This is a genomic window from Kitasatospora sp. NPDC028961, from assembly GCF_055564815.1.
Window position 1 is genome coordinate 448896 of sequence record NZ_JBVHVO010000003.1, and the last position, 25981, is coordinate 474876.

General features: G+C 74.0%; 23 protein-coding genes and 3 tRNA genes. 16 read left to right on the forward strand and 10 right to left on the reverse strand.

What is annotated here, in order from left to right; translation table 11 throughout:
* Positions 1 to 21: 21 nt before the first annotated feature.
* Entirely contained in the window at positions 22 to 993 is a 972-nt protein-coding gene (locus tag ACZ4UX_RS09460) for a helix-turn-helix transcriptional regulator (protein ID WP_329487491.1), read from the reverse strand.
* A 101-nt stretch (positions 994 to 1094) separates the two neighbouring features.
* Here ACZ4UX_RS09460 and ACZ4UX_RS09465 point away from each other — a divergent pair, with 101 nt between their 5' ends.
* On the forward strand, positions 1095 to 1673 hold the full coding sequence (locus tag ACZ4UX_RS09465) for a TIGR03086 family metal-binding protein (RefSeq protein ID WP_465706204.1): 579 nt from the start codon (positions 1095 to 1097) through the stop codon (positions 1671 to 1673).
* Between the two features lie 46 nt (positions 1674 to 1719).
* Here the strand turns inward: ACZ4UX_RS09465 and ACZ4UX_RS09470 are convergent, their stop codons facing one another.
* Entirely contained in the window at positions 1720 to 2229 is a 510-nt protein-coding gene (locus tag ACZ4UX_RS09470) for a MerR family transcriptional regulator (RefSeq protein WP_465706205.1), read from the reverse strand.
* A 120-nt stretch (positions 2230 to 2349) separates the two neighbouring features.
* On the opposite strand from ACZ4UX_RS09470, the gene ACZ4UX_RS09475 reads away from it, so the two are divergent.
* Complete coding sequence (locus ACZ4UX_RS09475; RefSeq protein ID WP_465706206.1) at positions 2350 to 3183, forward strand: serine hydrolase domain-containing protein; 834 nt, start codon at positions 2350 to 2352, stop codon at positions 3181 to 3183.
* 41 nt (positions 3184 to 3224) lie between these two features.
* On the opposite strand, the gene ACZ4UX_RS09480 is transcribed toward ACZ4UX_RS09475, so the two are convergent.
* Complete coding sequence (locus tag ACZ4UX_RS09480) at positions 3225 to 4001, reverse strand: pirin family protein (protein ID WP_465706207.1); 777 nt, start codon at positions 3999 to 4001, stop codon at positions 3225 to 3227.
* A 297-nt stretch (positions 4002 to 4298) separates the two neighbouring features.
* Between ACZ4UX_RS09480 and ACZ4UX_RS09485 the strand changes: the two genes are divergently transcribed.
* The 5 genes from ACZ4UX_RS09485 to fabF all read left to right on the forward strand — a co-directional run bounded on the left by ACZ4UX_RS09485 (position 4299) and on the right by fabF (position 9294).
* Positions 4299 to 5495, forward strand: coding sequence for a PucR family transcriptional regulator (locus ACZ4UX_RS09485; protein ID WP_329492090.1), 1197 nt, complete (start codon positions 4299 to 4301; stop codon positions 5493 to 5495).
* A gap of 90 nt (positions 5496 to 5585) precedes the next feature.
* Positions 5586 to 6536, forward strand: a complete 951-nt coding sequence (locus ACZ4UX_RS09490) for an ACP S-malonyltransferase (RefSeq protein WP_329487498.1) — start codon at positions 5586 to 5588, stop codon at positions 6534 to 6536.
* A complete protein-coding gene (locus tag ACZ4UX_RS09495; RefSeq protein ID WP_359802924.1) occupies positions 6533 to 7564 on the forward strand; it encodes a beta-ketoacyl-ACP synthase III in 1032 nt (343 codons plus the stop codon). Before ACZ4UX_RS09490 ends, ACZ4UX_RS09495 begins: the two co-directional genes overlap by 4 nt.
* An 80-nt stretch (positions 7565 to 7644) precedes the next feature.
* A complete protein-coding gene (locus ACZ4UX_RS09500) occupies positions 7645 to 7887 on the forward strand; it encodes an acyl carrier protein (RefSeq protein WP_329487501.1) in 243 nt (80 codons plus the stop codon).
* A 141-nt stretch (positions 7888 to 8028) separates the two neighbouring features.
* On the forward strand, positions 8029 to 9294 hold the full coding sequence (gene fabF / locus ACZ4UX_RS09505) for a beta-ketoacyl-ACP synthase II (protein WP_465706208.1): 1266 nt from the start codon (positions 8029 to 8031) through the stop codon (positions 9292 to 9294).
* 129 nt (positions 9295 to 9423) lie between these two features.
* Here the strand turns inward: fabF and ACZ4UX_RS09510 are convergent, their stop codons facing one another.
* On the reverse strand, positions 9424 to 9918 hold the full coding sequence (locus ACZ4UX_RS09510; RefSeq protein WP_329487504.1) for a DUF3145 domain-containing protein: 495 nt from the start codon (positions 9916 to 9918) through the stop codon (positions 9424 to 9426).
* Positions 9919 to 10273: 355 nt separating this feature from the next.
* Complete coding sequence (locus ACZ4UX_RS09515; protein WP_380389245.1) at positions 10274 to 11299, reverse strand: NADP-dependent oxidoreductase; 1026 nt, start codon at positions 11297 to 11299, stop codon at positions 10274 to 10276.
* 127 nt (positions 11300 to 11426) lie between these two features.
* On the opposite strand from ACZ4UX_RS09515, the gene ACZ4UX_RS09520 reads away from it, so the two are divergent.
* Both ACZ4UX_RS09520 and ACZ4UX_RS09525 read left to right on the forward strand, forming a co-directional pair.
* A complete protein-coding gene (locus ACZ4UX_RS09520; protein ID WP_329487507.1) occupies positions 11427 to 11891 on the forward strand; it encodes a MarR family winged helix-turn-helix transcriptional regulator in 465 nt (154 codons plus the stop codon).
* Positions 11892 to 12062: 171 nt separating this feature from the next.
* Positions 12063 to 13610, forward strand: a complete 1548-nt coding sequence (locus ACZ4UX_RS09525) for an LCP family protein (RefSeq protein WP_465706209.1) — start codon at positions 12063 to 12065, stop codon at positions 13608 to 13610.
* Positions 13611 to 13724: 114 nt separating this feature from the next.
* On the opposite strand, the gene ACZ4UX_RS09530 is transcribed toward ACZ4UX_RS09525, so the two are convergent.
* Positions 13725 to 14660, reverse strand: coding sequence for a 1-aminocyclopropane-1-carboxylate deaminase/D-cysteine desulfhydrase (locus tag ACZ4UX_RS09530; protein ID WP_465706210.1), 936 nt, complete (start codon positions 14658 to 14660; stop codon positions 13725 to 13727).
* Between the two features lie 241 nt (positions 14661 to 14901).
* Here ACZ4UX_RS09530 and ACZ4UX_RS09535 point away from each other — a divergent pair, with 241 nt between their 5' ends.
* Positions 14902 to 16962 carry a hypothetical protein gene (locus ACZ4UX_RS09535; RefSeq protein ID WP_465706211.1) on the forward strand — a complete coding sequence of 687 codons (2061 nt, stop codon included), beginning with the start codon at positions 14902 to 14904 and terminating at the stop codon, positions 16960 to 16962.
* 320 nt (positions 16963 to 17282) lie between these two features.
* Here the strand turns inward: ACZ4UX_RS09535 and ACZ4UX_RS09540 are convergent.
* Positions 17283 to 17356: transfer RNA gene (locus ACZ4UX_RS09540), tRNA-Ile, on the reverse strand.
* 192 nt (positions 17357 to 17548) lie between these two features.
* Here ACZ4UX_RS09540 and ACZ4UX_RS09545 point away from each other — a divergent pair.
* Both ACZ4UX_RS09545 and ACZ4UX_RS09550 read left to right on the forward strand, forming a co-directional pair.
* Positions 17549 to 18394, forward strand: coding sequence for a trypsin-like serine peptidase (locus ACZ4UX_RS09545; RefSeq protein WP_352289763.1), 846 nt, complete (start codon positions 17549 to 17551; stop codon positions 18392 to 18394).
* A 103-nt stretch (positions 18395 to 18497) separates the two neighbouring features.
* Positions 18498 to 19241 carry a trypsin-like serine peptidase gene (locus tag ACZ4UX_RS09550; RefSeq protein ID WP_465706212.1) on the forward strand — a complete coding sequence of 248 codons (744 nt, stop codon included), beginning with the start codon at positions 18498 to 18500 and terminating at the stop codon, positions 19239 to 19241.
* A gap of 139 nt (positions 19242 to 19380) precedes the next feature.
* Here the strand turns inward: ACZ4UX_RS09550 and ACZ4UX_RS09555 are convergent.
* Positions 19381 to 19453: transfer RNA gene (locus tag ACZ4UX_RS09555), tRNA-Asn, on the reverse strand.
* A gap of 61 nt (positions 19454 to 19514) precedes the next feature.
* Positions 19515 to 19587: transfer RNA gene (locus ACZ4UX_RS09560), tRNA-Asn, on the reverse strand.
* Positions 19588 to 19832: 245 nt separating this feature from the next.
* On the opposite strand from ACZ4UX_RS09560, the gene ACZ4UX_RS09565 reads away from it, so the two are divergent.
* From ACZ4UX_RS09565 to ACZ4UX_RS09580, 4 genes are all read left to right on the forward strand, one after another.
* A complete protein-coding gene (locus tag ACZ4UX_RS09565) occupies positions 19833 to 20129 on the forward strand; it encodes a hypothetical protein (RefSeq protein WP_396487126.1) in 297 nt (98 codons plus the stop codon).
* A gap of 107 nt (positions 20130 to 20236) precedes the next feature.
* Complete coding sequence (locus ACZ4UX_RS09570) at positions 20237 to 21670, forward strand: FGGY family carbohydrate kinase (RefSeq protein ID WP_465706213.1); 1434 nt, start codon at positions 20237 to 20239, stop codon at positions 21668 to 21670.
* Between the two features lie 112 nt (positions 21671 to 21782).
* Positions 21783 to 23186, forward strand: a complete 1404-nt coding sequence (locus tag ACZ4UX_RS09575; protein ID WP_465600876.1) for a glutamate decarboxylase — start codon at positions 21783 to 21785, stop codon at positions 23184 to 23186.
* 413 nt (positions 23187 to 23599) lie between these two features.
* A complete protein-coding gene (locus tag ACZ4UX_RS09580; protein WP_465706214.1) occupies positions 23600 to 24670 on the forward strand; it encodes a helix-turn-helix domain-containing protein in 1071 nt (356 codons plus the stop codon).
* Here the strand turns inward: ACZ4UX_RS09580 and ACZ4UX_RS09585 are convergent.
* Positions 24667 to 25839 (reverse strand): RNA polymerase sigma factor, encoded by a 1173-nt coding sequence (locus ACZ4UX_RS09585; RefSeq protein ID WP_465706215.1) that lies wholly within the window; start codon positions 25837 to 25839, stop codon positions 24667 to 24669. The genes ACZ4UX_RS09580 and ACZ4UX_RS09585 overlap by 4 nt on opposite strands.
* Positions 25840 to 25981: the final 142 nt, after the last annotated feature.

The window sequence follows — 25981 nt, forward strand, 5'->3', positions numbered from 1 at the left end:
GGCCACTCGGCCCCACCCCGGTCACTCCTGGTAGAGCCGGACCGCCTCGACGGCGGCCCGGGCCAGCTCCCGCCGGGCGGCCGGCGGCGCGAGCACCTCGGCGTCCGGCCCGAAGGAGAGCAGCGCTCGGACGGCCGGCAGCGCCGGGAAGCCCATTGCCAGCTCGACCCACTCGTCCGGGGCGCCCGCGCCCGACTCCGGCGGCGGCGCGGTGAGCCGGCTGCCGTGGATCCGGACGAACAGGTCCAGCCGCCCGCGCCGCACCCGGACCTTCACCAGCACCTCCTTCGGCAGCCGCTCCACCTGCTCGCGGAGCACCGCCCACACCTCGCCGAGCCCCAGCCCCGGGCGCCGGCGCACCGGCTCCTCGGTGGCCTCGGCCGCCAGCACCCGGTCGGCCCGGAACAGCCGGGGCTCACCGCGCAGATCGGCCACCAGGTACCAGACGGCGGCCTTGCTCACCAGGCCGTAGGGGTCGACGGTGTACTCGGCCGGGGCCGGCGCGCCGCTGTGCCGGTAGCGCAGCCGCAGCCGGCGGTCGGCGAAGACGGCGTACTGCAGCTCGCCGAGGTCGGGCCCGGCGGGTGCGCCGGCCTGGAGCCAGCGGGCCGGGTCCACCAGGATCCGCTCGCTGATCCGCTCGGCGGCCGGGCGGTGCGGGGCGGGCAGCGCGGCCATCACCTTGCGCAGCGCGGAGCCGAGCGCGCCGTCCAGCCCGAGATCGCTGTGCGCGCCCTGGGCGGAGAGCACGAACAGCGCCCGGGCCTCGTCGGCGGTCAGGCCGCTGACGTCGGTGCGGTACCCGGGCAGCAGGGCGATCCCGCCGTGCCGGCCCCGCTCGGTGTACACCGGGACGCCGGCCGACGAGAGCGCCTCGACGTCGCGGTAGATGGTGCGGACCGACACCTCCAGGCGCTCGGCCAGTTCGGTGGCGGACACCAGGCCGCGGGTCTGGAGCAACAGCAGGATCGAGAGCAGGCGGTCGGCCTTCATGGCACGAGGGTTCCAGAAACCCTGACGGCGGTTGTCAGGTTTTACCGGGAGATTGCCTCCCGAGAGCCGAAACCCCTTCCACTCGACGGAGCCGATCACCGATGGACACCACCCAGGACCCCCGCCCGCCGTACCTGCTCGCGCTCGGCCAGCTGGAGAAGCTGATCGCCGAGGTGACCCCGGAGGCGCTGGACCGCCCCACCCCGTGCCCCGAGTACGACCTGCGGCAGCTGCTCAGCCACGTGGTCGGCGGCGTGCACCGGCTCGCCTACATCGGCGAGGGCGGCCGGGCGGAGGACGTCGTGGCGGCCACCGGCGAGTTGGCCGACGACGCCTGGCCGGCCGCCCTCGACCGGGCCCGCGCCCGGGCCGTCGCCGCCTGGGCGGACGACGCGAAGCTGGACCGCCCCGCCGTCGCCCCCTGGGGCGAGGTGCCCGGCCGGGCCGCGCTGGGCGGCTACGTGATGGAGACGGTCACGCACTCCTGGGACATCGCCCAAGCGCTCGGCAGCCGGCTCGCCCTGGACGAGCGGTTGGCGCTGACCGCGCTGGCCGTCGCCGAGGCCGTGCTGTCGCCCGAGTACCGCGGCGGCCCGGTGCCGTTCGCCGCCGTGCAGCCCGTGCCGGACGGCGCCGACACCTACACCCGGCTGGCCGCCTGGACGGGCCGCGCGGTCTGAACCCCCGCACCGGGCGGGCGGTTCGCGGCCGGCGGGCAGGGGCGGGTCAGGCGCTCCGCTTCCTCCCCCGCGGGCCGTCCGCCGGGTCCGGGGCGTCCGCGGGGGCGCCGCGGTCGGCGATCATTCCGGCGTACAGGTCGATCTTGTAGTCGATGACGGCGAGGGTGGCGTGCAGGTCGGCGATCCGCTGCCGGACCTCCTCGCGGTGGGCGAGCAGCAGCCCGCGCCGGTCCTCCAGGGTCCGCTCGCCGCGGCGGGCCAGCTCCACGTACCGGAGCATGTCGGCGACCGTCATGCCGGTCAGCCGGAGCCGGCCGAGGAAGGCCAGCCGGTGCAGGTCGGCGTCGCAGTACCGGCGCTGGCCCGAGGCGGAGCGGTCGACCGGGTCGAGCAGGCCGATCCGCTCGTACCAGCGCAGGGTGTGGGCGGTCAGTCCGCTGGCCGCCGCCACCTCGCTGATCGTGTGCCGAGGAGTCCGGTTCGGCTCGCCGACCGGTGTGCTGAACACCTCGGAGCAGGTCCGCAGGTCGACGGCGATCGGTGCGAGTGTGGCCATGATCGGTACCCCCAGTGGTGAACGACGACGACGACGCTAGTGAGTTGGAGTGCACTCCAGGCAAGCCTGCCACCCGGGTGACCCGGCACCCGCCTTCGGCCGCCCGTTAGAGTCGGCGCCATGGAGAGCTTGCGGATGATCGAGACCTGGCCGGTGCCCAACGCCGCGGCGGCGGTGGTGCGGGGCGCGGACGGCGCGGTCCTGGGCGGGCACGGCCCGCAGCAGCACCTGTTCCCGCTCGCGTCGGTGACCAAGCTGCTCACCTCGTACGCGGTGCTGGTCGCGGTCGAGGAGGGCGTCTTCGAGCTGGACGACCCGGCCGGGCCGGCCGGCTCGACCGTCCGCCACCTGCTGGCGCACACCTCCGGGCTGGCCTTCGACGAGCACCGGGTGATGGCCGCGCCGGGCAACCGCCGGCTCTACTCCAACGCCGGGTTCGACGTCCTGGCGCGGACCCTCCAGGAGGCCTCGGGCATCGAGTTCGGCCGCTACGCCGCCGAGGCCGTGTTCGAACCGCTCGGGATGCACTCCACGCTGATCAACACCGCGCACAAGTCCCCGGCCGGCGCCGGCGGCCTCTCCACGGTGGCGGACCTCTCGCTGTTCGCGGCCGAGCTGCAGTCGCCCAAGCTGCTGGACCCGTCCACCCTGCGCGCGGCCACCCGCGAGGTCGCCTTCCCCGGGACGAGCGGCGTGCTGCCGGGCTTCGGCCACCGCCGGCCGAACGACTGGGGCCTCGGCTTCGAGATCCGGGACGGCAAGGCGCCGCACTGGACGGGCACCACCAACTCCCCCGCCACCTTCGGCCACTTCGGCCAGTCCGGCACCTTCCTCTGGGTGGACCCGGAGGCCGGCGTGGCCTGCGTCGCGCTCACCGACCGGGACTTCGGGCCGTGGGCCGCCGAGGTCTGGCCGGCGCTCGGCGACGCGGTGCTGGCCGAGCTGCGCGGCTGAGCCCGGCGGGCCCGGTCGGCGGCGCGCCGACCGGGCCGCCCTCAGCCGTACGAGACCGGCGAGTGCATCTCCCAGAGCAGCAGGACGGCGCCGTCCTGGCCCGCCGTCGGGTCGGCGAAGGCCTCGCCGGTGATCCGCACGCTGTCGCCGGGCACCATCGAGCGGCCGCCGCCCTGCGGTCCCGGTACCGTCCTGAAGCCCAGCGAGCCGGCCGTCAGATGGGCGTACCGCCAGGCGGCGGGCGGGAGCGCGGGCAGCGGCTGCCAGGGGTCGGCGGTCACCAGCCAGAGCGCGGCGTCGCCGCGGCGCAGCCGCAGGGCGTCCGTCCCGGCGTCCCGTGCCAGCCCGGAGGCGAGCAGCGTCAACCCGCCGTCCGCCGGTTCCACCCGGCGCAGCCCGTACGCCGGCGGCGCGTCGAAGACGTCCGGCTGGAGCCACATCTGGACGAAGCGGACCGGCCCGTCGGCGCCGCCGACGTTGCGCTCGGTGTGGCTGACACCGGAGCCCGCGCCGAGGTACTGGAGCATCCCGGGGCGGACCACCCCGCTGTGGCCCCGGGAGTCCCGGTGGGCCAGCGCGCCCTCCAGGACCCAGGTGAGGATCTCGGTGTCCCGGTGCTTGTGCTCCTCGAACCCCGCCCCGGGGGCGAGCAGTTCCTCGTTGCAGGCGAGCAGCGCGCCGAAGTGCGTGTTCTTCGGGTCGTAGTGGCCCGAGAAGGAGAACGCGTGTCTGGTCTCGATGCCCTCGGCCGGGGTGGAGCGGTAGCGCTCGGCGGTGCGGCGCAGGTCGGCGCGGGGGCGGGCGGGGGCGTCGGTCACGGGCTTCACCGTAGCGTGGTCCGCGGCCGGTCCGCGGGCACCGCGGCCCCGGCGGCGACGCTCCCCGGCGGACCCGGTGGCCGGGGCGGGGCCGGCGCGCCCGCGGCGCGCGACACCCGCCGTCGTGCCGCTCCGCCGGGGGCTGTGCACGAGCAGTCACTCCGGTGAGGCAGTCTTGTCCTTGTGCCAGCCGCCTCCGCGAACTCCAAGAACGATCCGACCGCCAAGCCCGACAAGAACGGGAAGAGCCCGACGCCCGGCTCCGGGCGGGACCGGCCCGGGCGGGCGGCGCCACGCCTGACCGCGCAGGAGCGCAGACTCGCGGCCGATCGGGCCGAACGGCGGGTCGCGACGCTGAAGCGGCTGGAGAAGTCCTCGGGCAAGCTGGCCACCGCCGCGATCGCGCGGATGGACGACCAGCTCGGCTGGTACCGGCGGATGCCGCCGGAGCACCGCTCCTGGATCGGCCTGGTCGCCCAGGCCGGCATCGCCGCCTTCACCGAGTGGTACCGCCACCCCGACGCCCCGCAGGCGATCTCCACCGACGTCTTCGGTACCGCGCCGCGGGAGCTGACCCGGGCGATCACACTGCGCCAGACCGTCGAGCTGATCCGCACCACCATCGAGGTGATGGAGGAGGCCATCGAGGAGGTGGCCTCGCCCGGCGACGAGGCGGACATGCGCGAGTCCGTCCTGGTCTACGCCCGGGAGATCGCCTTCGCGACCGCCCAGGTGTACGCCCAGGCCGCCGAGGCGCGCGGGGCCTGGGACGCCCGGCTGGAGGCGCTGGTCGTCAACTCGCTGCTGTCCGGCGACGCGGACGAGGGCGTGCTGTCGCGGGCCGCCGCACTCGGCTGGGGCCAGCCGAGCCAGGTCCGGGTGGTCATGGGCAGCGCGCCGGACGGCGACAGCGAGCTGGTGGTCGAGGCGATCCGCCGGGCCGCCCGCTACGCCAAGCTGCACGTCCTGACCGGGGTGCTGGGCAAGCGCCTGGTGGTGGTGGTCGGTGGCGAGAAGGAGCCGGTGCACGCGGCCCGGGCGCTGATCGGCCAGTTCGCGCCGGGGCCGGTGGTGGTCGGTCCGACCGTGCCCGACCTGCTGTCGGCGACCCGCTCGGCGCACGCCGCCGCGGCCGGCCTGCGGGCCTGCGCCGCCTGGCCGGACGCCCCGCGCCCGGCCCTGGCCGACGACCTGCTGCCCGAACGGGCGCTCGCCGGCGACCAGGCGGCGCGCCGTCAGCTGGTGGAGGAGATCTACACACCGCTCGACGAGGCCGGTTCGGCACTGCTGGAGACCTTGAGTGTCTACCTGGAGCAGGCCTCCTCCCTGGAGGGAGCCGCCCGGATGCTCTTCGTTCACCCCAACACGGTGCGCTACCGGCTCCGACGTGTGACAGACGTCACGGGCTACGCTCCCTCCGACGTACGTTCGGCCTTCACGCTGCGTATCGCACTGGCGCTGGGCCGACTCGCCGCGGCCGGGGAGCAGAGTTGACCCCGATGTAGGGAACTGACAATCCCGGATGCTTTTCTTCGTTACCGTCGCCTACCCGCCCCCGGGCGCCTGGCGAGAGAGGGTTGAACCGTGCTCGTAATCGTCGCCCCTGGACAGGGTGCCCAGTCCCCCGGTTTCCTCAGCCCCTGGCTGGAGCTCGACGGCGTCGCCGACCGCCTGCGCGGCTGGTCGGAGGTCGCCGGGCTCGACCTGGTGCACGCCGGCACAGAGGCGTCCGCCGAGGAGATCAAGGACACCGCCGTCGCCCAGCCGCTGCTGGTCGCGGCCGGTCTGGTGACCGCCCGCGCGCTGTTCCCGGACGAGGACCGCGCGCGTGCGCTGGTCGGTGCCGTGGCCGGTCACAGCGTGGGTGAGATCACCGCCGCCGCCGGCGCCGGGGTGCTGTCCGCCCACGACGCGCTGACCTTCGTCCGCGAACGCAGCCTGGCGATGGCCGAGGCCGCCGCCGCCACCGAGACCGGCATGCTCGCCGTGCTCGGCGGCGACCCCGAGGTCGTCGCCGCCAAGCTGGCGGAGCACGGCCTGACCCCGGCCAACAACAACGGCGGGGGCCAGATCGTCGCGGCCGGCACGCTAGCCCAGCTGGAGGCCCTCAAGGCCGACCCGCCGCCGGTCTCCCGGCTGATCGGCCTCAAGGTCGCCGGCGCGTTCCACACCGAGCACATGGCGCCCGGTGTCGAGCGGCTGGCGAAGCTCGCCCCGACCCTGACGGTCGCGAACCCGGAGGTCACCTACGTGTCCAACCGGGACGGCGAGGTCGTGACGGACGGCACCGAGGTGCTGGACCGGCTGGTCTCGCAGGTCTCCAACCCGGTCCGCTGGGACCTCTGCATGGAGACCCTGCAGCGGCTGGGCGCGACCGCGGTCATCGAGCTCGCGCCTGCGGGTACCCTCACCGGACTGGTCAAGCGCAACCTCAAGGGTGTAGCGACGCTTGCCCTCAAGACCCCCGCCGATCTGGACAAGGCCCGTGACCTCGTCGCGGAGCACGGCGGTCAGGATCAGGAGAACAAGGCATGAGCCAGCCCCAGATCAAGCCCGTCACCGGTGCCCGCTACTCGCGCATCCACGGCGTCGGCGGCTACCGCCCGGTCCGGGTGATCCCCAACTCCGAGGTCCTGAACTGGATCGACTCCTCGGACGAGTGGATCCGCACCCGCAGCGGGATCGCCGAGCGGCGCTGGGCCGGCCCGGAGGAGACCGTCGCCGAGATGTCGGTGCAGGCCGCCGGCAAGGCCATCGCGCAGGCCGGGATCAGCCCCGAGCAGATCGGCGGCGTGATCGTCGCCACCGTCTCGCACCTCAAGCAGACCCCCGCGATCGCCACCGAGATCGCCGAGCGGCTGGGCTGCGGCACCGCCCCGGCCTTCGACATCTCGGCCGCCTGCGCCGGCTTCGGCTACGGCCTGGGCCTGGCCGACGGCATGATCCGCGGCGGCAGCGCCGGGTACGTGCTGGTGATCGGCGTGGAGCGACTCAGCGACCTGACCGACCAGTCGGACCGCTCGACCGCCTTCATCTTCGGTGACGGCGCCGGTGCCGCGATCGTCGGCCCGTCCGACACGCCCGGAATCGGCAAGGTCATCTGGGGCTCGGACGGCTCCCAGAAGGACGTCATCTCGCAGACCCAGGCCTGGGACACCGCCTTCGCCAAGGAGGACGCCGTCAACGGCGCCGGCGAGGAGATCAAGTGGCCGGCCCTGCGCATGGAGGGCCAGTCGGTCTTCCGCTGGGCGGTCTGGGAGATGGCCAAGGTGGCCCAGCAGGCGCTCGACGCCGCGGGGATCACCGCCGACCAGCTGGGCGCGTTCATCCCCCACCAGGCCAACATGCGCATCACCGATGCCATGATCAAGGCGCTGAAGCTGCCCGAATCGGTGCCCGTCGCACGCGACATCACCGAGACCGGCAACACCTCCGCGGCCTCCATCCCGCTGGCGATGGAACGCATGCTGGAAAGCGGTGAGGCCCGCAGCGGGGACCTCGCGCTGATCATCGGGTTCGGGGCGGGTCTGGTCTACGCGGCAGCAGTCGTTACGCTCCCCTAGGCAACTTTCGCCCCAACCCATCCACAAGCCTGCGTCCGTCCGCCGGGCGGCGCATTCAACACCGAAGAGGAGCAGCCAGTATGGCTACCAAGGACGAGGTCCTGGAAGGTCTCGCTGAGATCGTCAACGAGATCGCCGGCATCCCGACCGAGGACGTCGAGGTCGACAAGTCCTTCACCGATGACCTGGACGTCGACTCGCTCTCCATGGTCGAGGTCGTCGTGGCCGCCGAGGAGCGCTTCGACGTGAAGATCCCGGACGACGAGGTCAAGAACCTGAAGACCGTCGGCGACGCGGTGGACTACATCCTCGCCAACGCCTGAGCGTTCGACTCGTTCGACGCCTGACGTCGGTCGCCTCCAGCAGGCGGCCGACACGCCGGCCGGGACGCCCCACCGGGCGCCCGGCCGGGCCATCCACGGCTCGCCGCCGCCCCCCGCACAAACGTGAGAGAAGAAGATCCAGTGACCGCTGAAAACCGTACCGTGGTCGTCACGGGTATCGGCGCCTTCACGCCGCTGGGCGGCGACGCCGCCACCACCTGGGAGAACCTGGTCGCCGGGCGCTCCGGAGTGGCTGCCCTGACCGAGGAGTGGGCCACCGAGCTGCCCGTCCGGATCGCCGCGCGCACCGCGGTCGAGCCGGGCGAGGTCCTCCCCCGTCCGCTGGCCCGCCGGCTGGACCGCTCGGCGCAGTTCGCGCTGATCGCGGCCCGCGAGGCGTGGGCCGACGCCGGCTACGAGACGCCGGCCACCGACGACTCCTCCAAGCTCGCGCCGGAGCGCCTGGGCGCCGTGATCGCCTCGGGCATCGGCGGTGTCACCACCCTGCTCGACCAGTACGACGTGCTGAAGGACAAGGGCGCCCGCAAGGTCTCCCCGCACACCGTGCCGATGCTGATGCCGAACTCCCCGGCGGCCAACGTCGGCCTGGAGGTCGGCGCCCGGGCCGGTGTGCACACCCCCGTCTCCGCCTGCGCCTCCGGCGCCGAGGCGATCGGCTACGCGATCGAGATGATCCGCAGCGGCCGCGCCGACGTCGTGGTGGCCGGTGGTACCGAGGCCGCGATCCACCCGCTGCCGATCGCCGCGTTCGCCAACATGATGGCGATGTCCAAGAACAACGACGACCCCGAGGGCGCCTCCCGCCCGTACGACAAGGGCCGCGACGGCTTCGTGCTCGGCGAGGGCGCGGGCGTGGTCGTGCTGGAGTCGGTCGAGCACGCCGAGGCCCGCGGCGCCCGGATCTACTGCGAGGCGGTGGGTCAGGGCCTCTCCTCGGACGCCCACCACATCGCCCAGCCCGAGCCCACCGGTGCCGGTGTGGCCCGTGCGCTGGCCGACCTGTTCGAGCGCAACCCGCTCGACAAGGCCGAGATCGTGCACGTCAACGCGCACGCCACCTCGACCCCGCAGGGCGACACGGCCGAGCTGAAGGCGCTGCGCAAGGAGCTCGGCGAGCACCTCGACCACATCGCCGTCTCGGCGACCAAGTCGATGACCGGCCACCTGCTGGGCGGCGCCGGCGGCATCGAGACCGTCGCCACCGTGCTGGCCCTGTACAACCGGATCGCCCCGCCGACCATCAACGTCGGCGAGCTGGACGACGACGTGGACGCGGACATCGTCCGGGACGAGCCGCGCAAGCTGCCGGAGGGCCGGATCGCCGCGCTGAACAACTCGTTCGGCTTCGGTGGCCACAACGTGGTGCTGGCCTTCCGCACCGTCTGAGGCCCGCTCCGACGCCCATGACGAAGGGGCCGGCGCTCGTGACGAGCGCCGGCCCCTTCGTCATGGTCCGGGCCGGACGGCTCCGGCCCGGACCACCTGACTCAGACCATCTGCCTCAGAGCACCTGACTCAGACCACCTGGTGCAGCCAGCGCACCGGGGCGCCCTCGCCGGCGTAGCGGAAGGGCTCCAGTTCGTCGTCCCAGGGCTTGCCGAGCAGCCGGGCGATCTCCGCCTCCAGGTCGGCCCCCTCGCTGCGGGCCCGCAGCAGGACGGCGCGGAGCCGGTCCTCGGGGATCAGGATGTCGCCGTGGATGCCCGTGACGGCGTGGAAGATGCCGAGCGCGGGCGTGCTGCTGTACCGCTCGCCCTCCGCCGTGGCGCAGGGCTCACTGGTGACTTCGTACCGCATCAACTGCCAGCCGCGCAGCGCGGAGGCGAGCTTCGAGGCCGTACCGGTCTCTCCCTGCCAGGAGAGCTCGGCCCGCCAGTGCCCGGGCGCGGCCGGCTGGCGGATCCAGTCCAGACTCACCCGCACACCGAGCACCCCCGCGACGGCCCACTCGACGTGCGGGCACAGCGCGCGGGGCGCGGAGTGGACGTACAGGACTCCACGTGTCGTCACCGGGACCTCCAGGCTGTGGACGAGGGTCGCCTTCCCCAGCTGCCTCGCGTTCGCGCCTGTAGTTGATCCACAGTTACCCACGTTAGCCGACATTAAGCCACTAAATTGAGCAAAACGGACAGGCTTTCGCTCAATGCTAATCGAATCCCCAAGGAGGTCCACCCCTCGGTGGGATCTCTCCCCCGAACGGCCCCATCGTCGGGCGGGACCACCGTACCGCGCCGCCCCGCACCATGACTGACGCACTTTCGGATCGGGCCAGAATGCGGTAGTGCGGCCCGCCTCCCTGCGCCCGGTACGCAAACCGCCCCGCGCCCGGGGAGGGCGACGGGGCGGTCGACGGGCCGATCCGGCGTCAGCCGTCCAGGCGGACCACCATCTTGCCGGTGTTGGCGCCGCGCAGCAGGTCCAGGAAGGCCTCCGCGGTGTTCTCGAAGCCGTCCACCACGGTCTGCTCCTCGCGCAGCTTCCCCTCCCGCAGCCAGCCGCCGACCTCGGCGACGAACTGCGGCTGGAGGGCCGCGTGGTCGCGCACCAGCATGCCCTCCAGGCGCAGCCGCTTGCCGATCGCCTGCGCCAGGTTGCGCGGGCCCGCCGGGGCGGTGGTGTCGTTGTACTGGGCGATCGCGCCGCAGAGCACCGCGCGGCCGTGCACGCCGAGCGCGCCGATCGCGGCCTCCAGGTGGTCGCCGCCGACGTTGTCGAAGTAGAGGTCGATGCCCTCCGGGGCGGCCTTGGCGAGCTGCTCGTGGACCGGGCCGTCCTTGTAGTTGAACGCGGCGTCGAAGCCGAAGTCCTCGACCAGCCGGGCGACCTTCTCCGCCGAGCCGGCCGAGCCGACCACCAGCGAGGCGCCCTTGAGCCGGGCGATCTGGCCGACGATCGAGCCCACCGCGCCGGCCGCGCCGGAGACGAAGACCCGGTCGCCCTCCTTGAGGCCGCCGACCGCGAGCAGGCCCGCGTAGGCGGTCAGACCGGTCATGCCGAGGACGCCGAGGTAGGCGGAGAGCGGTGCGGCGGCCGGGTCGACCTTCACCGCCTGCTCGGCGGGCAGGGTGGCGTACTCGCGCCAGCCCAGGCCGTGCAGCACGGCGTCGCCCGGGGCGAAGCCCTCGGCCGCGGAGGCGACCACGTAGCCGACCGCGCCGCCGTCCATCGGCGCGCCGAGCCGGAACGGCGGGGCGTAGGACTTCACGTCGTTCATCCGGCCGCGCATGTAGGGGTCGACCGAGAGGTAGGCGTTGCGCACCAGGATCTCGCCGGGGCCCGGGGTCCGGACCGGTGCCTCGACCAGGGCGAAGTCCGTCGGGACCGGCCAGCCCTGCGGGCGGGCGGCGAGGTGCCATTCGCGGGCGGTGGCGGGCGCTTCCTGCGTTGCCATCGGTGGTGCTCCTTGAGGTGTCTGGGTGGTCCCCCGGTGATGCCGCGCGACCTGAAAGGTTGAGCGACTGAAGTAACGATGGACATGAAAGGTTCAGGTTGTCAACTGTTCAGGTAGACTGTCACCCATGGACACCCAGCCGACCGGGGCCGCCACGCCGCAGCCCGACGAGATCACCCGTGAGGTCGTCGACCTGATGGCCAATCTGGTCGCGCTCTTCCACCGCGAGTACGAGGAGGCCGCCGCCGCCCGCTCGCTCACCGGCGCCCAGGCCAAGGTCCTCGCCCTGCTGCGGCGCGGACCGATGCCGATGCGCCACATCGCCCAGACGCTCAGCTGCGAGCCCTCCAACATCACCGGCATCGTCGACCGCCTGGAGTCGCGCGGCTTCGTGACCAGGGAGGCCGACCGGCAGGACCGCCGGGTCAAGCTCGTCGCCGCCACCGAGACCGGCTCCGCCGCGTCCGAGGAGCTGCGCGAGTCGCTGAACTTCGCCCGCGAACCGCTGGCCGCGCTCGGCCCGGACGAGCGGACGGCGCTGCGCGACCTGCTCCGCCGGATGCTGGCGGGAGCCTCCGGCCCCGGCGCATGAGAAGCGGCCGAGTGAGAAGCATCACAGGCCCCGGGGCCGATCCGGCCGAATTGGCCGCCCGTCGGCTGTAACCGAACCCTCCCCCGAAACGTCTAACGTTCGAGATTCGCACGGGCCTGCCCATGGGCCGGTGCGTGCAGGGACGACATCAGGAGACGGGGGGCCCGGGGGATGAGCAGCAGCTCGCGCCGGCGGCGCATCGTGAAGACCGCCGTGGGCCTCGCCGCCGTTCTCGTGCTGTCGGTGGCGGGGGCCGGGGCGTGGTTCTACCACCGGCTGGACAGCAACATCACCACCTTCGACGCGGGCGGCGTCGCGACCGAGCGGCCGCCGGCCCCCGTCCCGGTCACCCCGGGCGCGTCCGTCCCGGTCAACGTCCTGGTGCTCGGCTCGGACACCCGCACCGACGGCAACGCCGACCTCGGCGGCGGCGAGGAGGGCGTCGGCCACTCGGACACCGCGATCCTGCTGCACGTCTACGCGGACCACAAGCACGCCGTCGGCGTCTCGATCCCCCGCGACGCGCTGGTGACCATCCCGGCCTGCAAGCTGCCCAGCGGCCGGTGGACCGAGCCCCGGACCAACCAGATGTTCAACTCGGCGTTCACCATAGGCGAGTTCCCCCAGGGGAACCCCGCCTGCACGCAGAACACCGTCGAGGCGCTCACCGGCCTGCGGGTGGACCACACCATCGTGGTCGACTTCAAGGGCGTCGCCGCGATGACCGAGGCGATCAACGGCGTGGACGTCTGCGTCCCGAACGACGTGAACTCGCACAACATCAAGCTCAGGAAGGGGCTGCAGAAGCTCTCCGGGCAGCCCGCGGTCGACTACCTGCGGGCGCGGTACGGCTTCGGCGACAACTCCGACATCGGGCGGATGAAGCGCCAGCAGGCCTTCCTCTCCGCGATGATCAGCAAGATCCAGGGGCTCGGCTTCTCGCTGCCGACCCTGCTCCCGCTGGCCGACGCCGCCACCCGCTCGCTCACCGTGGACGAGGGCCTGGGCACCGCGATGAAGCTGGTGGACTTCGCCCAGTCGCTGCAGGGCATCAAGCTCTCCGACATCACCTTCGTCACCACCCCCTGGCGCTTCTCCGGCGAACGGGTCGCGCTGGTCCACCCCGACGTGGACACCCTCTGGAAGCTGCTGCGCGAGGACCGCACCCTGGACGGGCAGAGCACCGGCCAGGCGGCCGACCCGGCCGCCGCCTCGCCCTCCGCCGCCCCGGACGCCTCGCCCACCGCGCTCTCGCCCGAGCAGTCGGCCGTGCCGATCACCGTGGTCAACGGGGTCGGCACCCCGGGGCTGGCCGGGAAGGGCGCCGAGGCGGTCCGCGCCAAGGGCTTCCAGAACATCACCCTGGACGCCACCGGCGGCAGCCGGCTGCGCACCGAGATCGCGTACGACCCGGCCTTCAAGACCGCCGCCGACCAGCTGGCGCTGGTCTTCCCGCAGGCCCGGTCCGTCGAGGAGCCGGGCGCCGGGGGCATCGTCATCACGCTCGGCCGCGACTACCACCCCACCGCGACCACCGGGCCCGTCCCGGGCACCCCCGGTGTCGCGGGTGCCCCCGGGGCCCCGGCCGGGCCGGCGGCCGACCGGACGGCCGCACCGGGTGCCGCCGCCACCGGCACCCCGACCGGCGTCCCCACCGGCATCGCCGAGAACGCCCGCGGGGCCGACACCGACCCCTGCGCCAACCTGACCTTCGGCTAGGGAGCGGCGGCGTCGGGGTCCGCGCGGCGCGGGCGGAGGAGATCCGCGCGATGGCGACACCTCCCGCCGGAAGGCCGGGGACGCGTGGTCGCACCAGCGGGCGTCCCGGGCCCGTCAGGTCGGCGAGGGCCGGCCCTGCTGCGGGTCGGGCAGGCCGGTGACCACCGCGGTCAGCCGGGTGCCGGCCGGGAAGGCACCGGCGGCGGCCAGCTCCGTCAGGGCGGCGAGCAGCTTGGCGACGTAGCGGTGCTCCAGCGCGATCCCGTGGCGCCGCTCGAAGTCCTCGGCGAAGGCGGCGAGCGCGGCCGGCACCTTGCCGTAGCCGCCGCCGTGGTGGTCGTGGTCGATCCGCCAGTTGTCGAACTCGCGGCCGTACGCGGCCCGGTGCAGCCGGGCGACCTCGCCCTCCAGGTAGCCGGCGCCGCCGCGCAGCACCGCCACGCCGAGCGCCCGCGCGCCGGGCGGCAGTCCGGCCGCGATACCGGCGAGGGTGCCGCCGGTGCCGACCGGGCAGCAGACGACGTCCCGTGCGCCGAGGTCGGGCAGCTCCGCCGGAACGGCCGCCGCGCCAATCGCCGCCAAGGCGTTGGAGCCGCCCTCCGGCAGGACCAGGCAGGGGCCCCAGCGCCGCCGCAGAGCCGCCTCGACCCCGGCGTCGACCGCCCACCGGCCGGCCGTCTCCCGGTAGGCCGACCGCGGCAGGAACTCCAGCCGCATGCCCGCCGCCTCGGCCGCCCGCAGCGACCAGTTGCGCGGGGCGCCGGCCAGTTCCTCGCCCCGCACCAGCCCGACGCTCTCCAGCCCGAGTGCGCCGGCCGCCACCGCGACCGCCCGCAGATGGGTCGAGTAGGCACCGCCGAAGGTCAGCAGCCGGGTGTGCCCCTGCTCCACGGCGGCCGCCAGGTTGGGTGCGAGCTTGCGCCACTTGTTGCCCGGCACCGTGGGGTGCAGCAGGTCGTCGCGCTTGAGCCGGAGCTCCACCCCGGCCCGCGCCAACGCCTCGTCGGTGCAGTCCGTCAGCGGCGTCGGCAGCAGTGCGGGTTCGAGCATCGGGCCAGGATACGGAGCCGGCGGCGACGCCCCTGCGGCCGCGGGCCGGACGGGACAGCGGTCCGACCGGGGCGCTGGGATCGCCCGCCCGGGCCTCCCCGGTGCGCTGAGCACACGCACCATGGCTCACACTAGTGCTGGCACGGATATTCATACTTACTGCTCAATATTCTCAACTTTTCATCATGTCCATGGGGGATAGATGTCGATCGCGACGCCCGTCAGATCTGTGGAGGATCCGGTGACGACGGGACAGGGTTCCGCCGGGGGCGGACGGTTCCGCGTTCCGCGGGACAGTCGCCGCCCGAACTCCCGGCAGCTCTGGTTCGCCGCCGCCCTCCTCGGGCTCCCGCCGGTGCTCCACCTGGCCTCGGCCGACCTCGTGACCTTCGCACTCGTCTGGTTCGCCGCCGCGTCGCTGATCCGCTCCCGGGCCTCCGCCTTCGACCGGCTGATGATCTCCGGTGGCCTGCTGATCGGCTGGGCCTGCGCGCTCAGCCTGCTGGCCGGCTACTGGCCCTGGGGCCTCCACCCGGTCGCGCTGGCCGAGGCCACCTCCGTCCTGCTGGTCGCCGTCCTGCTCGCGCAGGGCCCCCGGCCGGCCGGCCCGCGGCACCCGCTCCGCGACCGGCTCCGCCTGCTGGTCCCCACCCGGGACCTCCCCCTGCTGTTCTGCGTCGCCGCGTCCTCGGCGTTCCTGCTCTACCCGGTCGTCCGCCGGAACGCCGTCGAGCGGCTGGCCGGCATCATCACGGCCGAGGACCTCGCCAGGCACGCCGCGCTCTACGACACCATCCTCCGTCTGGGCGGCCTCACCTCCCTGCACCAGGGCGACGCGGCCGCGACCGTGACGCAGGGCCTCGGCACCTACCCGCAGGGCAGCCACCTGACCATGGCCGTGGTCACCAGCTTCCTCCACGGCGGCACCGAACGGGGTTCGGCACTCACCCAGATCTCGCTCTTCGTGGCACTGTTCGCGATGGTCACCGCCGGCCTCACGGCAGCCGTCCTCTGGGCGGTGCAGCGTGCCGCCGGCCCGGCGCTGCGCGGCTGGCGGGGCCTGGCCCTCGCCCTGCCGACGTCCGTGTACCTGGTGGTCGTCGAGCTGCCCCGGATGCACGCCCGGGGCTTCCTGAGCGAGATCTTCGCGCTCGGGCTGCTCGCCCTGCTCGTCGGCCTGGCGATCCGGCCGCTGAACCGCGTCCGGGAACAGGTCGTCGCCCTCGGGGCCCTGTCGGTGGGCGTCTCCTTCGGCCACTACCTGCTGCTGCCGGCCGCCGCCGCCACCGTGCTCGCCTGGGCGGTCGTGCACTGGCGCGGCTGGCGTCGGCACTGGCCGACCGTGCTGGCCGTCGCCGTGGTGGCGGGCGCGCTCGTGCTGTTCCCGCCGCTCGTCAACGCCAAGTCGGCCGGTTCGGCGGACGTGCTGACCCTGCCCGGCGGCATAGCCCCGGTCGGCCGCCACCTGCTCATGCCGCTGGTGGTCTCGGCGTTCGGGGCCCTGCTGACCCGGCGTTCGCTGGCCGACAGGCCGCGCCGGGTCGCCCTGCTCACGCTCGCCGCGGTCTCGGCACTCTGCTTCGGAGTGATGGAGTACCAGCTGGTCACGGTCGGCTCGACCTCCTACTTCTACGAGAAGATGATCCACCAGCTGATGGTGGTCGGGGTGATCTGCTTCGGCGCCGCCCTGCTGCCGCTGCTCGGCCGCCGGGTGCTCGCAGGCCGCAGCGAGCGGACGGTCCCGGGAGCGCGCCGGCCCCGGGCGGACCGGCTCCGCACCGGGGTGGCCCTGCTGACGGCCACCGGCTGCCTGGGCTTCGCCGTCCTGAGCAACGCCGGCCCCGGCAGTGAACTGCCGGGTTGGTCGGGCAGCCCCGGCCGCGCACTGCTGCGCGGCGAGGACGCCCAGCCGGCGATCGCCCAACGGATCGCCGTGATCGAGGCCAACCACCCGCAGGACGGCCGGATCGCGGTCTCGCTCGCCGGCACCCGTGCCTGGAACGAGGACAACGGGGACTGGGGCTCGGCGGAGGACAACCTCTGGCTCAGCGTGCTGAACCGGAACCAGGGCAGTGCCTGGGAGCCGTGGGCCTGGTCGCTCACCCGCCGCAGTGCCGAGGAGGTGGTGAAGTTCGCCGCCGCGTCGCCGACGCCACTGCGCTTCTACGTCGACGACGCCTCGCCGGTGCTCGCGGACCTCAGGACCTTGACGGCCGGCGGCAAGCACCCCGAGCTGGCGGTCTCCGTCCTCAAGCCCGACGGCCACGGCGGCCTGACCGTCCAGCCGGCCAAGCTCGGCTGAGCCGCCGACGCCGCGTCCAAGGCGTGGGGACGTCACCGGGTACGGTGGCGGCCCCACGCCTTTGTGCGGGGCCGCCACCGTGCCCGGCGGACCCGTCCCGTGGGTCGGTACTCACCGCGGAAGCCGGGGAGGAGCGCGAAGGCGGCGAGTGCCACGAAGGCGGGGGAACGGGCGCGGCGGCCGCCGGGGGCGTCAACGTGGCTTCGAAGCGGCCCTATTCGGGTGATTCCCGGCCTGTCGGTACAGTCGCCGCCGTCGCCGGTCACTAGAGTTCGTGCAGATGACCACACCTGGTCAAGCCCGGTCGTCCGGGCGAAAGGTGGGGCGGGTGGGACTCGAACCCACGACCAAGGGATTATGAGTCCCCTGCTCTAACCGGCTGAGCTACCGCCCCGGTTCGCCGCGCGCGCCGGTGACCCGGTCACGGCAGCAGCAGACGGCCCCGGAAGGCCGTCCCGGGCAGCATAGCCGGTCGATCACCCGTGGTGCGCGCCGGGGGCGCACATGGGTGCGCCCGGACACTCACGCCTCCCCGGCCGGAGCAGCCCCACTGGCGGGCCCGTGGCGGCCCCGGGAGCCTGGGCGGATGACGGTACGTGAGCTGGCGGCGGCCGGCGCCGCGCTGGCGGTCCTGGCGGCGGCGGGCTGCACCACGGCGGCGGGCCCCGGCGGCGCCACCCCGACGGTGAGCTCCCACCCGGCCACGGCCCCCGCGGACAGCCACGGCTGGAGCAGCGAGCGGCTCCGCGGCGCGCTCGCCCGGCACACCGGCGTCACCCGCACCGCCAAGCCCACCGTGCTCAACGGCCTGGTCGGCGCCGTCTTCACGCGCAACGCGGACGGCGACCACTTCTGCACCGCCAGCGTGGTCGACAGCGCCGGGCTGAACCTGATCGTCACCGCCGCGCACTGCGTCTGGGACCCGAAGCTCGGTCAGCGCGGCGACCTGGTCTTCGTCCCCGGCTACCGGGACGGCGAGACCCCGAGCGGCGTCTGGCCCCTGCTGGCCGTCACCGTCGACCAGGCCTGGAAGGACGGCGCCGACCCGGACGTGGACGTCGCCTTCGCCGTGGTCCAGCCGCAGGGCGGCCGGCAGGTGCAGCAGGTGCTCGGCGCCAACCGGCTGGGCGTCGACCGCGGCCACCGGCTGCCGGTGAAGGTGACCGGCTACCCCGGCACCAGCGACGTCCCGATCACCTGCAGCAACACCACCTCCGAACAGAGCCCCTCCCAGCTGCGGATCGACTGCCCGGACTGGACCGGCGGCACCAGCGGCAGCCCCTGGGTGACGGATTTCGACCCGGACACCCGGACCGGGACCGTGGTCGGCGTGATCGGCGGCTACCAGGAGGGCGGCAACAGCCCCGACACCTCGTACAGCTGCTACTTCGGCGACCGCGTGCGGGCCCTCTACGACCGGGCCACGGGCTGACCGGGCCGGGCTGGCGTCGCCGCGCCCGGCCTGGTAGATCTTCCTCACGAACGGCGGACCGCAGGACCGGCAGGGCCCGCCCCGAGGACGAGACGGAGCCCCGATGGACCCCCGCCCGGTACGGCCCGCGCGCGCGGCCCAGGCGGCCGCCCTGGCGGCCCTGCTGCTGGCCGGCGCCGCCTGCGGCGGGAGCGACCGGGCGCCGACCGCCGAGGTGGCGCCGCGGAGCCCGGTGGGCGACCGGATCGGCACCCTCTCGGTGCGAACCCCGCAGGGCCCGCGGGCCTGTACGGCGAGCGTGGTGCAGAGCCCCGGGCGCAATCTGCTGGTGACCGCCGCGCACTGCGTGCAGAGCCGCCGGATCGGCCTGCTGGACGGCCTGGTGTTCACCCCCGGCTATCGCAACGGGTACTCGCCGTACGGGAGTTGGCCGGTCGAGTCGATCACCGTGGATCCGCGTTGGGTCTCCGACGACGACCCCGAGTACGACGTGGCCTTCGTCACCCTGCGGGCGGCGGGCGGGCGGGACATCGAGGACGCGGTCGGCGGCAACCCGCTCGGCACCGGCCAGGGCTTCGGCCTCGCCGTCTCGGTGACCGGTTATCCCAATGGAAGCGATGAACCGATCACCTGTTCGGCACATACCCGCTCACAGAGTCCGACCCAGGAGCGCTTCGACTGCGGCGGCTACACCGACGGCACCAGCGGGAGCCCCTGGGTCACCACGACCGGCGCGGTGGTCGGCGTGATCGGCGGCTACCAGGAGGGCGGGGAGACGCCCGGCACCTCGTACAGCGTCACCTTCGACGAGCGGGTCGCCGCGCTGTACCGGCAGGCCACCGCCTGATCCCGACTGCCCCGATCCGGCCCGGCCCGGTCGGGTCGGGTCAGGTCAGGTCGGGTCGGGTCGAGTCGGGGAAACACGAAGGCCCCCCGGTGGCCGGGGGGCCTTCGCTCTGAGCACTCACCGGGCGGGACCGGTGAAGCTCCCGCATTTGGACTCGAACCAAAAACCTGCCGGTTAACAGCCGGCTGCTCTGCCAATTGAGCTATGCGGGATCGCGGTGGACCACGGTCGCACCACGGCCAGGACGGCCGACCCGAAGGCCCGCCACCTGAGCTCCCCCAATTGGACTCGAACCAATAACCTGCCGATTAACAGTCGGCTGCTCTGCCAATTGAGCTATGGGGGATCGAGCTTCCGCTTCGGCCCCCGGTTCCCCGGGCTCCTCGGCGCTCGCTGCGGGACATACATTAGCGCACTCGGGGGGGTGGTCCGCCAATCGCTTTCCCCGGCCGCCCCGGCGGACCCCCTGCCCGGCGTGCCCCGCGCGCGCCCGGCGCGGCACCCGGGGATGCTGGGGAGCGCGGACGGTTCGCCGCCCCGCTGAACGGGTAGAGCATTGCGGCAATGGCCGCCAGGAGAGGGTGGAATCCGATCATGTGGAAGCTGTCGTTGACCGTGGGACTCGCGGCGGGCTACATCCTGGGCTCGCGGGCCGGGCGCCAGCGGTACGAACAGATCGCCAAGGCCACCCGGCAGGTGGCCCGGAACCCCAAGGTGCAGGGCGCGGCCGACAAGGCCAAGCAGCAGGCCGGCGCGGTGGCCGGGAAGGCGGCGGGTGCCGTCGCCGACAAGGTCGGCGACAAGCTGCCGAACGCCGTCACCGACCGGGTGTCGTACTTCAACCGCACCCGGGTCGAGGACGACAGCTGGGGTACCTTCCGCCCGTGACCGGGCGGTGACGGCGGGGTGGCCGGGACGGCTCCGGAGCGGTACCGAACGAGCAACACTTACCGGGCCTGGCAGCGTCCGGACGTGCGCTGAGGCATGATCTCGACATGGCCATCGTCGCGGGGATAGACAGCTCGACCGGTCGCACCCGGATCGTCGCGTGCGACAGCGAGACCGGCGCGGTGCTGCGGTCCGGCAAGGCGCCGCACCCCGTGCCGCAGGCGGCCGACCTGCGGGCCGGCGAGGCCGACCCGCAGGTCTGGCTGCACTCGCTGGGGGACGCCGCCGCCGGTGGTCTGCTGGAGGGCGTCCGGGCGATCGGCGTCAGCGCGCAGCAGCACGGCATGATCGGCCTGGACGCCGGCGGCGTCCTGGTCCGCCCCGCGATCCTCTGGAACGACCCGCGCTCCAGCGGCGCCGCCGCCGCGCTGCTGGACGCGCTCGGCGGCCCGGCGGCCTGGACGGCGGCGATCGGGGCCGTCCCCGGTCCGATGTACACCATCGCCAAGCTGCGCTGGCTGGCCGAGTTCGAACCGGCCAACGCCCGCCGGGTGGCCGAGGTGCTGCTGCCGCACGACTGGCTGGTCTGGCAACTGCTCGGCCACCCCAAGCGGCGCACCACCGACCGGGGCGACGCCTCCGGCACCGGCTACTGGTCGCCGATCACCGGTGAGTACCGGCAGGACCTGGTGGAGCTCGCGCTCGGCCACGAGCTGAGGCTGCCCGACGTGCTCGGCCCCGCCGAACCCGCCGGGCACACCCCCGAGGGCCTGCTGATCTCGGCCGGCACCGGCGACAACATGGCCGCCGCGCTCGGGCTGGGCCTGCGGCCCGGCGACGCGGTGGTCTCGCTGGGCAGCTCCGGGACGGTCTTCGCGGTGAACGAGCAGGCCGTGGTGGACGCCACCGGGCTGGTCTCCTCCTTCGCCGACGCCACCGGCCGCCACCTGCCGATGGTCGCCACCCTGAACGCCGCCCAGGTGCTCCGCTCCACGGCGGCGATGCTCGGCTGCGACCTGGACGGCCTCAGCGACCTGGCCCTGCGCTCCTCCCCCGGCGCGTACGGCCTGGTGCTGCTGCCCTACCTGGACGGCGAGCGGACGCCCGCGCTGCCCCACGCGGCCGGCACCCTGACCGGGCTCCGGGCCGAGTCGATGACCCCGGAGCACCTGGCCCGGGCCGCCGTCGAGGGCATGCTCTGCAACATCGCGGACGCGCTGGACGTGCTGCGCGCCCAGGGCGTCGGGGTGAAGCGGGTCTTCCTGCTGGGCGCCACCGGGCGGCTGCCGGCCGTGCGGCAGATCGCCCCGCAGCTGTTCGGCATCCCGGTCGTGGTGCCGCCGCCGGGTGCCCACGCGGCGCGCGGCGCGGCCCGGCAGGCCGCCTGGGCGCTGGCCGGCACCCCCGAACCGCCGCGCTGGGAGCTGCCGGAGGCCGTCACCGTCACGCCGGACGCCGAGCAGGACCTGCCGGTCGGCTCGGCGGTCCGTCAGCAGTACCGGGCCGCCCGCGAGCAGATCCATCCGGAGACGGCCGCCTGATCCGCCCGGCGGCCCGGGAGCGGGCGTGCCGCGCCGTGGAGATGCGCCTTCCGGTGGCCGGTGGCAGCGTGAGGAGCGACGCGGTCACCGGAGCGAAGGGCGACAGGAGCACATGGCGCTGCACAAGGGGACCGGCGACGACCGCCGGCTGTCCGTCAATCCGTTCGTCGGCTCCGCCGACCCGCTGAGCGCGATGGAGCTGGCCCCGCCGCTGCACCGCCTCTCCGACGGCCCGGTGGCGGCCGACACGGCGTACCAGCTGATCCACGACGAGCTGATGCTGGACGGGAACGCCAAGCTGAACCTGGCGACCTTCGTCACCACGTCGATGGAGGTCCAGGCCACCCGGCTGATGACCGAGTGCCTCGACAAGAACATGATCGACAAGGACGAGTACCCGCAGACCGCCGAGCTGGAGCGGCGCTGCGTGGCGATCCTCGCCGACCTCTGGCACGCGCCCGACCCGAGCGCCGCGGTCGGCTGCTCCACCACCGGCTCCAGCGAGGCCTGCATGCTGGCCGGCCTCGCCCTCAAGCGGCGCTGGATGAAGCGCAACGCCGACCGGTACGCGGCCGGCGCCCGCCCGAACCTGGTGATGGGCGTCAACGTCCAGGTCTGCTGGGAGAAGTTCTGCACCTTCTGGGAGGTCGAGGCACGCCTCGTACCGATGGCCGGCGAGCGCTTCCACCTCGGCACGGAGGAGGCGCTGGCGCTCTGCGACGAGGACACCATCGGGGTGGTGGCCGTGCTCGGCTCGACCTTCGACGGCTCCTACGAGCCGGTGGCGGAGCTCAGCGCCGCCCTCGACGCGCTGCAGCAGCGCACCGGGCTGGACATCCCGGTCCACGTGGACGGCGCCTCCGGCGCCATGGTCGCGCCCTTCCTGGACCCCGAGCTGGTCTGGGACTTCCGGCTGCCGCGGGTCGCCTCGATCAACACCTCCGGCCACAAGTACGGCCTGGTCTACCCCGGGGTCGGCTGGGCGCTCTGGCGGGACCACGACTCGCTGCCCGAGGAGCTGGTGTTCCGGGTCAACTACCTCGGCGGGGAGATGCCGACCTTCGCGCTGAACTTCTCCCGCCCCGGCGCGGAGGTGATCGCGCAGTACTACACCTTCCTGCGGCTGGGCCGCAGCGGCTTCACGGCCGTCCAGGGAGCCTGCCGGGAGGTCGCGGTCTACCTCGCCGGGCAGATCGAGGCGCTCGGCGACTTCCGGCTGCTGACCCGGGGCGACGAACTGCCGGTCTTCGCCTTCACCACCTCCGAGGAGGTGAGCTTCGACGTGTTCGACGTCTCGCGGAGACTGCGCGAGCGCGGCTGGCAGGTACCGGCGTACACCTTCCCCGCCGACCGGGAGGACCTCTCGGTGCTCCGGGTGGTCTGCCGCAACGGCTTCTCCCGGGACCTGGCCGACCTGCTGCTCGCCGACCTCGACCGGCTGCTGCCGGAGCTGCGGAGCCAGCCCCGCCCGCTCAAGGAGTACGGGGTGCCGCCCAGGACGGCCTTCCACCACTGACGCCGGCTCGGCCGAGGCGGGCGCGGGCGGGCCCGTGATCACGGCGGGGGAGGGCGCACAGAAGCGCCCTCCCCCGCCGTACGTCCCTCGGACGGGGCAGCCTCCCCCCGCGAGGCTGCCATGTCCGGTGGGGGATCGGGACGTCGGGGACCGGCCTGGAAAGCGGTGTCCGGACGAAACATCCGGACCGCGAAACGCACCGGTGAGAGAACTCTGCATGACGACCAGGCACCTGTTCGAGCGTCAGCCGGGGTTGTGAGACACTTCCGTCCGTCTCAGGGCCAGGACCTGGTGTTTGGGACAACATGCCGATGAGGTTGGAGACACGGGAGCGGCCCCCACGGCCCGGGCCGGAGCGCCTTCAGGCCCTTCCGGCGCCTCCGCCGCCCGCCTCCGATGTTGGGACTGACCGAATGGGCTCCGCCTGGAAGCAACTGCCGGACGACCTCTCCGTGCCCGCGCGGCGCCTGACGGAGGAGCTCCGTGCGGTCAAGGACGCCACCGGGTTCTCGCTCTCCGAGCTCGCCTCCCGGACCCACTACAGCCGGGCCTCCTGGGAACGCTGGCTGAACGGCAAGCGGGTCATCACCGAGCAGGCGCTCGACGCCCTGATCAGGGCGGTCGAGTGCGACGGCCCCGCGCTGCGGGCGCTCTGGGAGCAGACCGCGGCGGGTGCGCGGGACGCGGCCGGCACCGACGGCGTTCCGGCGGACACGGAGGCGGAGGCGGAGGCGGACCCGGACGGCCCGGCGGTCCAGGAGCCGGCGGCGGAAGGGGCCGGGGCGGACCCGGAGCCGGAGCCGGAGCCGGAGGCGGAGGCGGAACCCGCGGAGCCCGACGGCGCCGAACCGGTGGTCGAGGACCGGCCGGACCTGGCGCCGTCCGTCCGCTGGTGGCGGCGGCCGGTCGCCCTGGTCGGCTGCGCGGCCGCGGTGGCCGCCCTGATGGTGCTGGCCGGGGTCCACTACACCCGCGGCGACGGCGCCGAACCGGCCGCCGTCGCACAGGTCACCGGGGCCGGGACGGCCACGGCCACCCCGACCGCGCGGACCGCCCCGACCGAGTCGTCCTGCCAGGCGATGGGCTGCTCGCACAAGGACCCCAAGGCGACCGGCTGCGGCGCCGACGCCCGCACCCTGCTGACCGGCAACATCGGCAAGGTGGTGATCTACCTCCGCTACAGCCAGCGCTGCCAGGCCGCCTGGGCCGCCATCACCGAGGGCGCGCCGGACGACTGGGCGACCATCACCAGCAGCGGCGGCGAGACCGAGACGGCGCTGATCCACTGGGGGTACGACAACTACTCGGCGATGGTGAACGCGGGGGACCCGAACGCCACCTTCCGGGTCTGCGGCCACCAGCCGGCCGGGGACGCCTGCACGGCGGGCGTCTCGGGGCTGGCCGAGATGATCGCCTCGACCCCGATCCCGATCGGCCCGGCCTCGCCGCCGGCCATCCCCGCCGCCCCGGTGCCCAGCTCCTAGTCCAGGTAGCCGCGCAGCTGCTCGGCGAAGGCGTGCTCCCGGAGCTTGACCAGGGTCTTGGACTCGATCTGGCGGATCCGCTCCCTGGTCACGCCGAACAGCACGCCGATCTCCTCCAGGGTCCGCGGGCGGCCGTCGTCCAGGCCGTAGCGGAGCTGGACGACCTGGCGCTCGCGGTCCCCCAGCGTGGCCAGCACCGCCTCCAGGTGCTGGCGCAGCAGCAGGAAGGTGGCGGACTCGGCCGGTGAGGCCGCGTCCGCGTCCTCGATCAGGTCGCCGAGCGCGACGTCGTCCTCCTCGCCGACCGGGGTGTGCAGCGAGATCGGCTCCTGGGCCAGCCGGAGCAGCTCGCGCACCCGGGCCTCGGTCAGCTCCAGGGCGACGGCGATCTCGGCCGGGCCCGGCTCGGTCCCGCTCTCCTGGAGCAGCGCGCGCTGCACCCGGATGACCCGGTTGATCAGCTCGACCACGTGCACCGGCACCCGGATCGTCCGCGCCTGGTCGGCCAGCGCCCGGCTCATCGCCTGGCGGATCCACCAGGTCGCGTAGGTCGAGAACTTGTACCCGCGGGCGTAGTCGAACTTCTCCACCGCCCGGATCAGGCCGAGGTTGCCCTCCTGGACCAGGTCCAGCATGGTGAGGCCGCGGCCGATGTAGCGCTTGGCGACCGAGACCACCAGACGCAGGTTGGCCTCGATCAGCCGCCGTTTGGCCATCCGCCCGGTCACCACCAGGGTGTCCAGCTCCCCGGCCAGCGGGTCGGGCGGCGGCGGCTCGCGGTTGAGCCGCTCCTCCGCGAACAGGCCGGCCTCGATCCGGCGGGCCAGCTCCACCTCCTCGGCGGCGTTCAGCAGCCGGATCCGGCCGATCTCGCGCAGGTACTGGCGGAAGAGGTCCGCCGCCGGGCCGGTGGCACCCGCCGGGCCGGGGTCGGGCTCGGCGTCGAGGTCCGGCTCGGCCTCGGACCCCGGCTCCGCCGCCCGACCGGCGGCGGGCACGGCATCGGGATCGGGGTCGGCGGCCCCGGGGTGGCCCTCCGGGAGGCCCTGCGCGGGCACCCGGGCACCGTCGGCGGGCGGCGGGCCGGCCCGGCCGTGGTCGTCGTCGTGGGGGGCGAGCGGATCGGTGGTCGGGCGGGCGGTCGCGGCTAGGCCTTGGTCCACGGGCATCCCTCGGGGCGGGCGCGACTCTGGCGGACCCGCGCGCTGGACGGAGGTGGGACGCCCTCCAGTGTGCGGTACGCCACGCTTCGTGGCCGAGACTCGTGCGCGGACTTTCTCCGGCGGGCCGCGAGGGCCGCTCCCCCGGGAG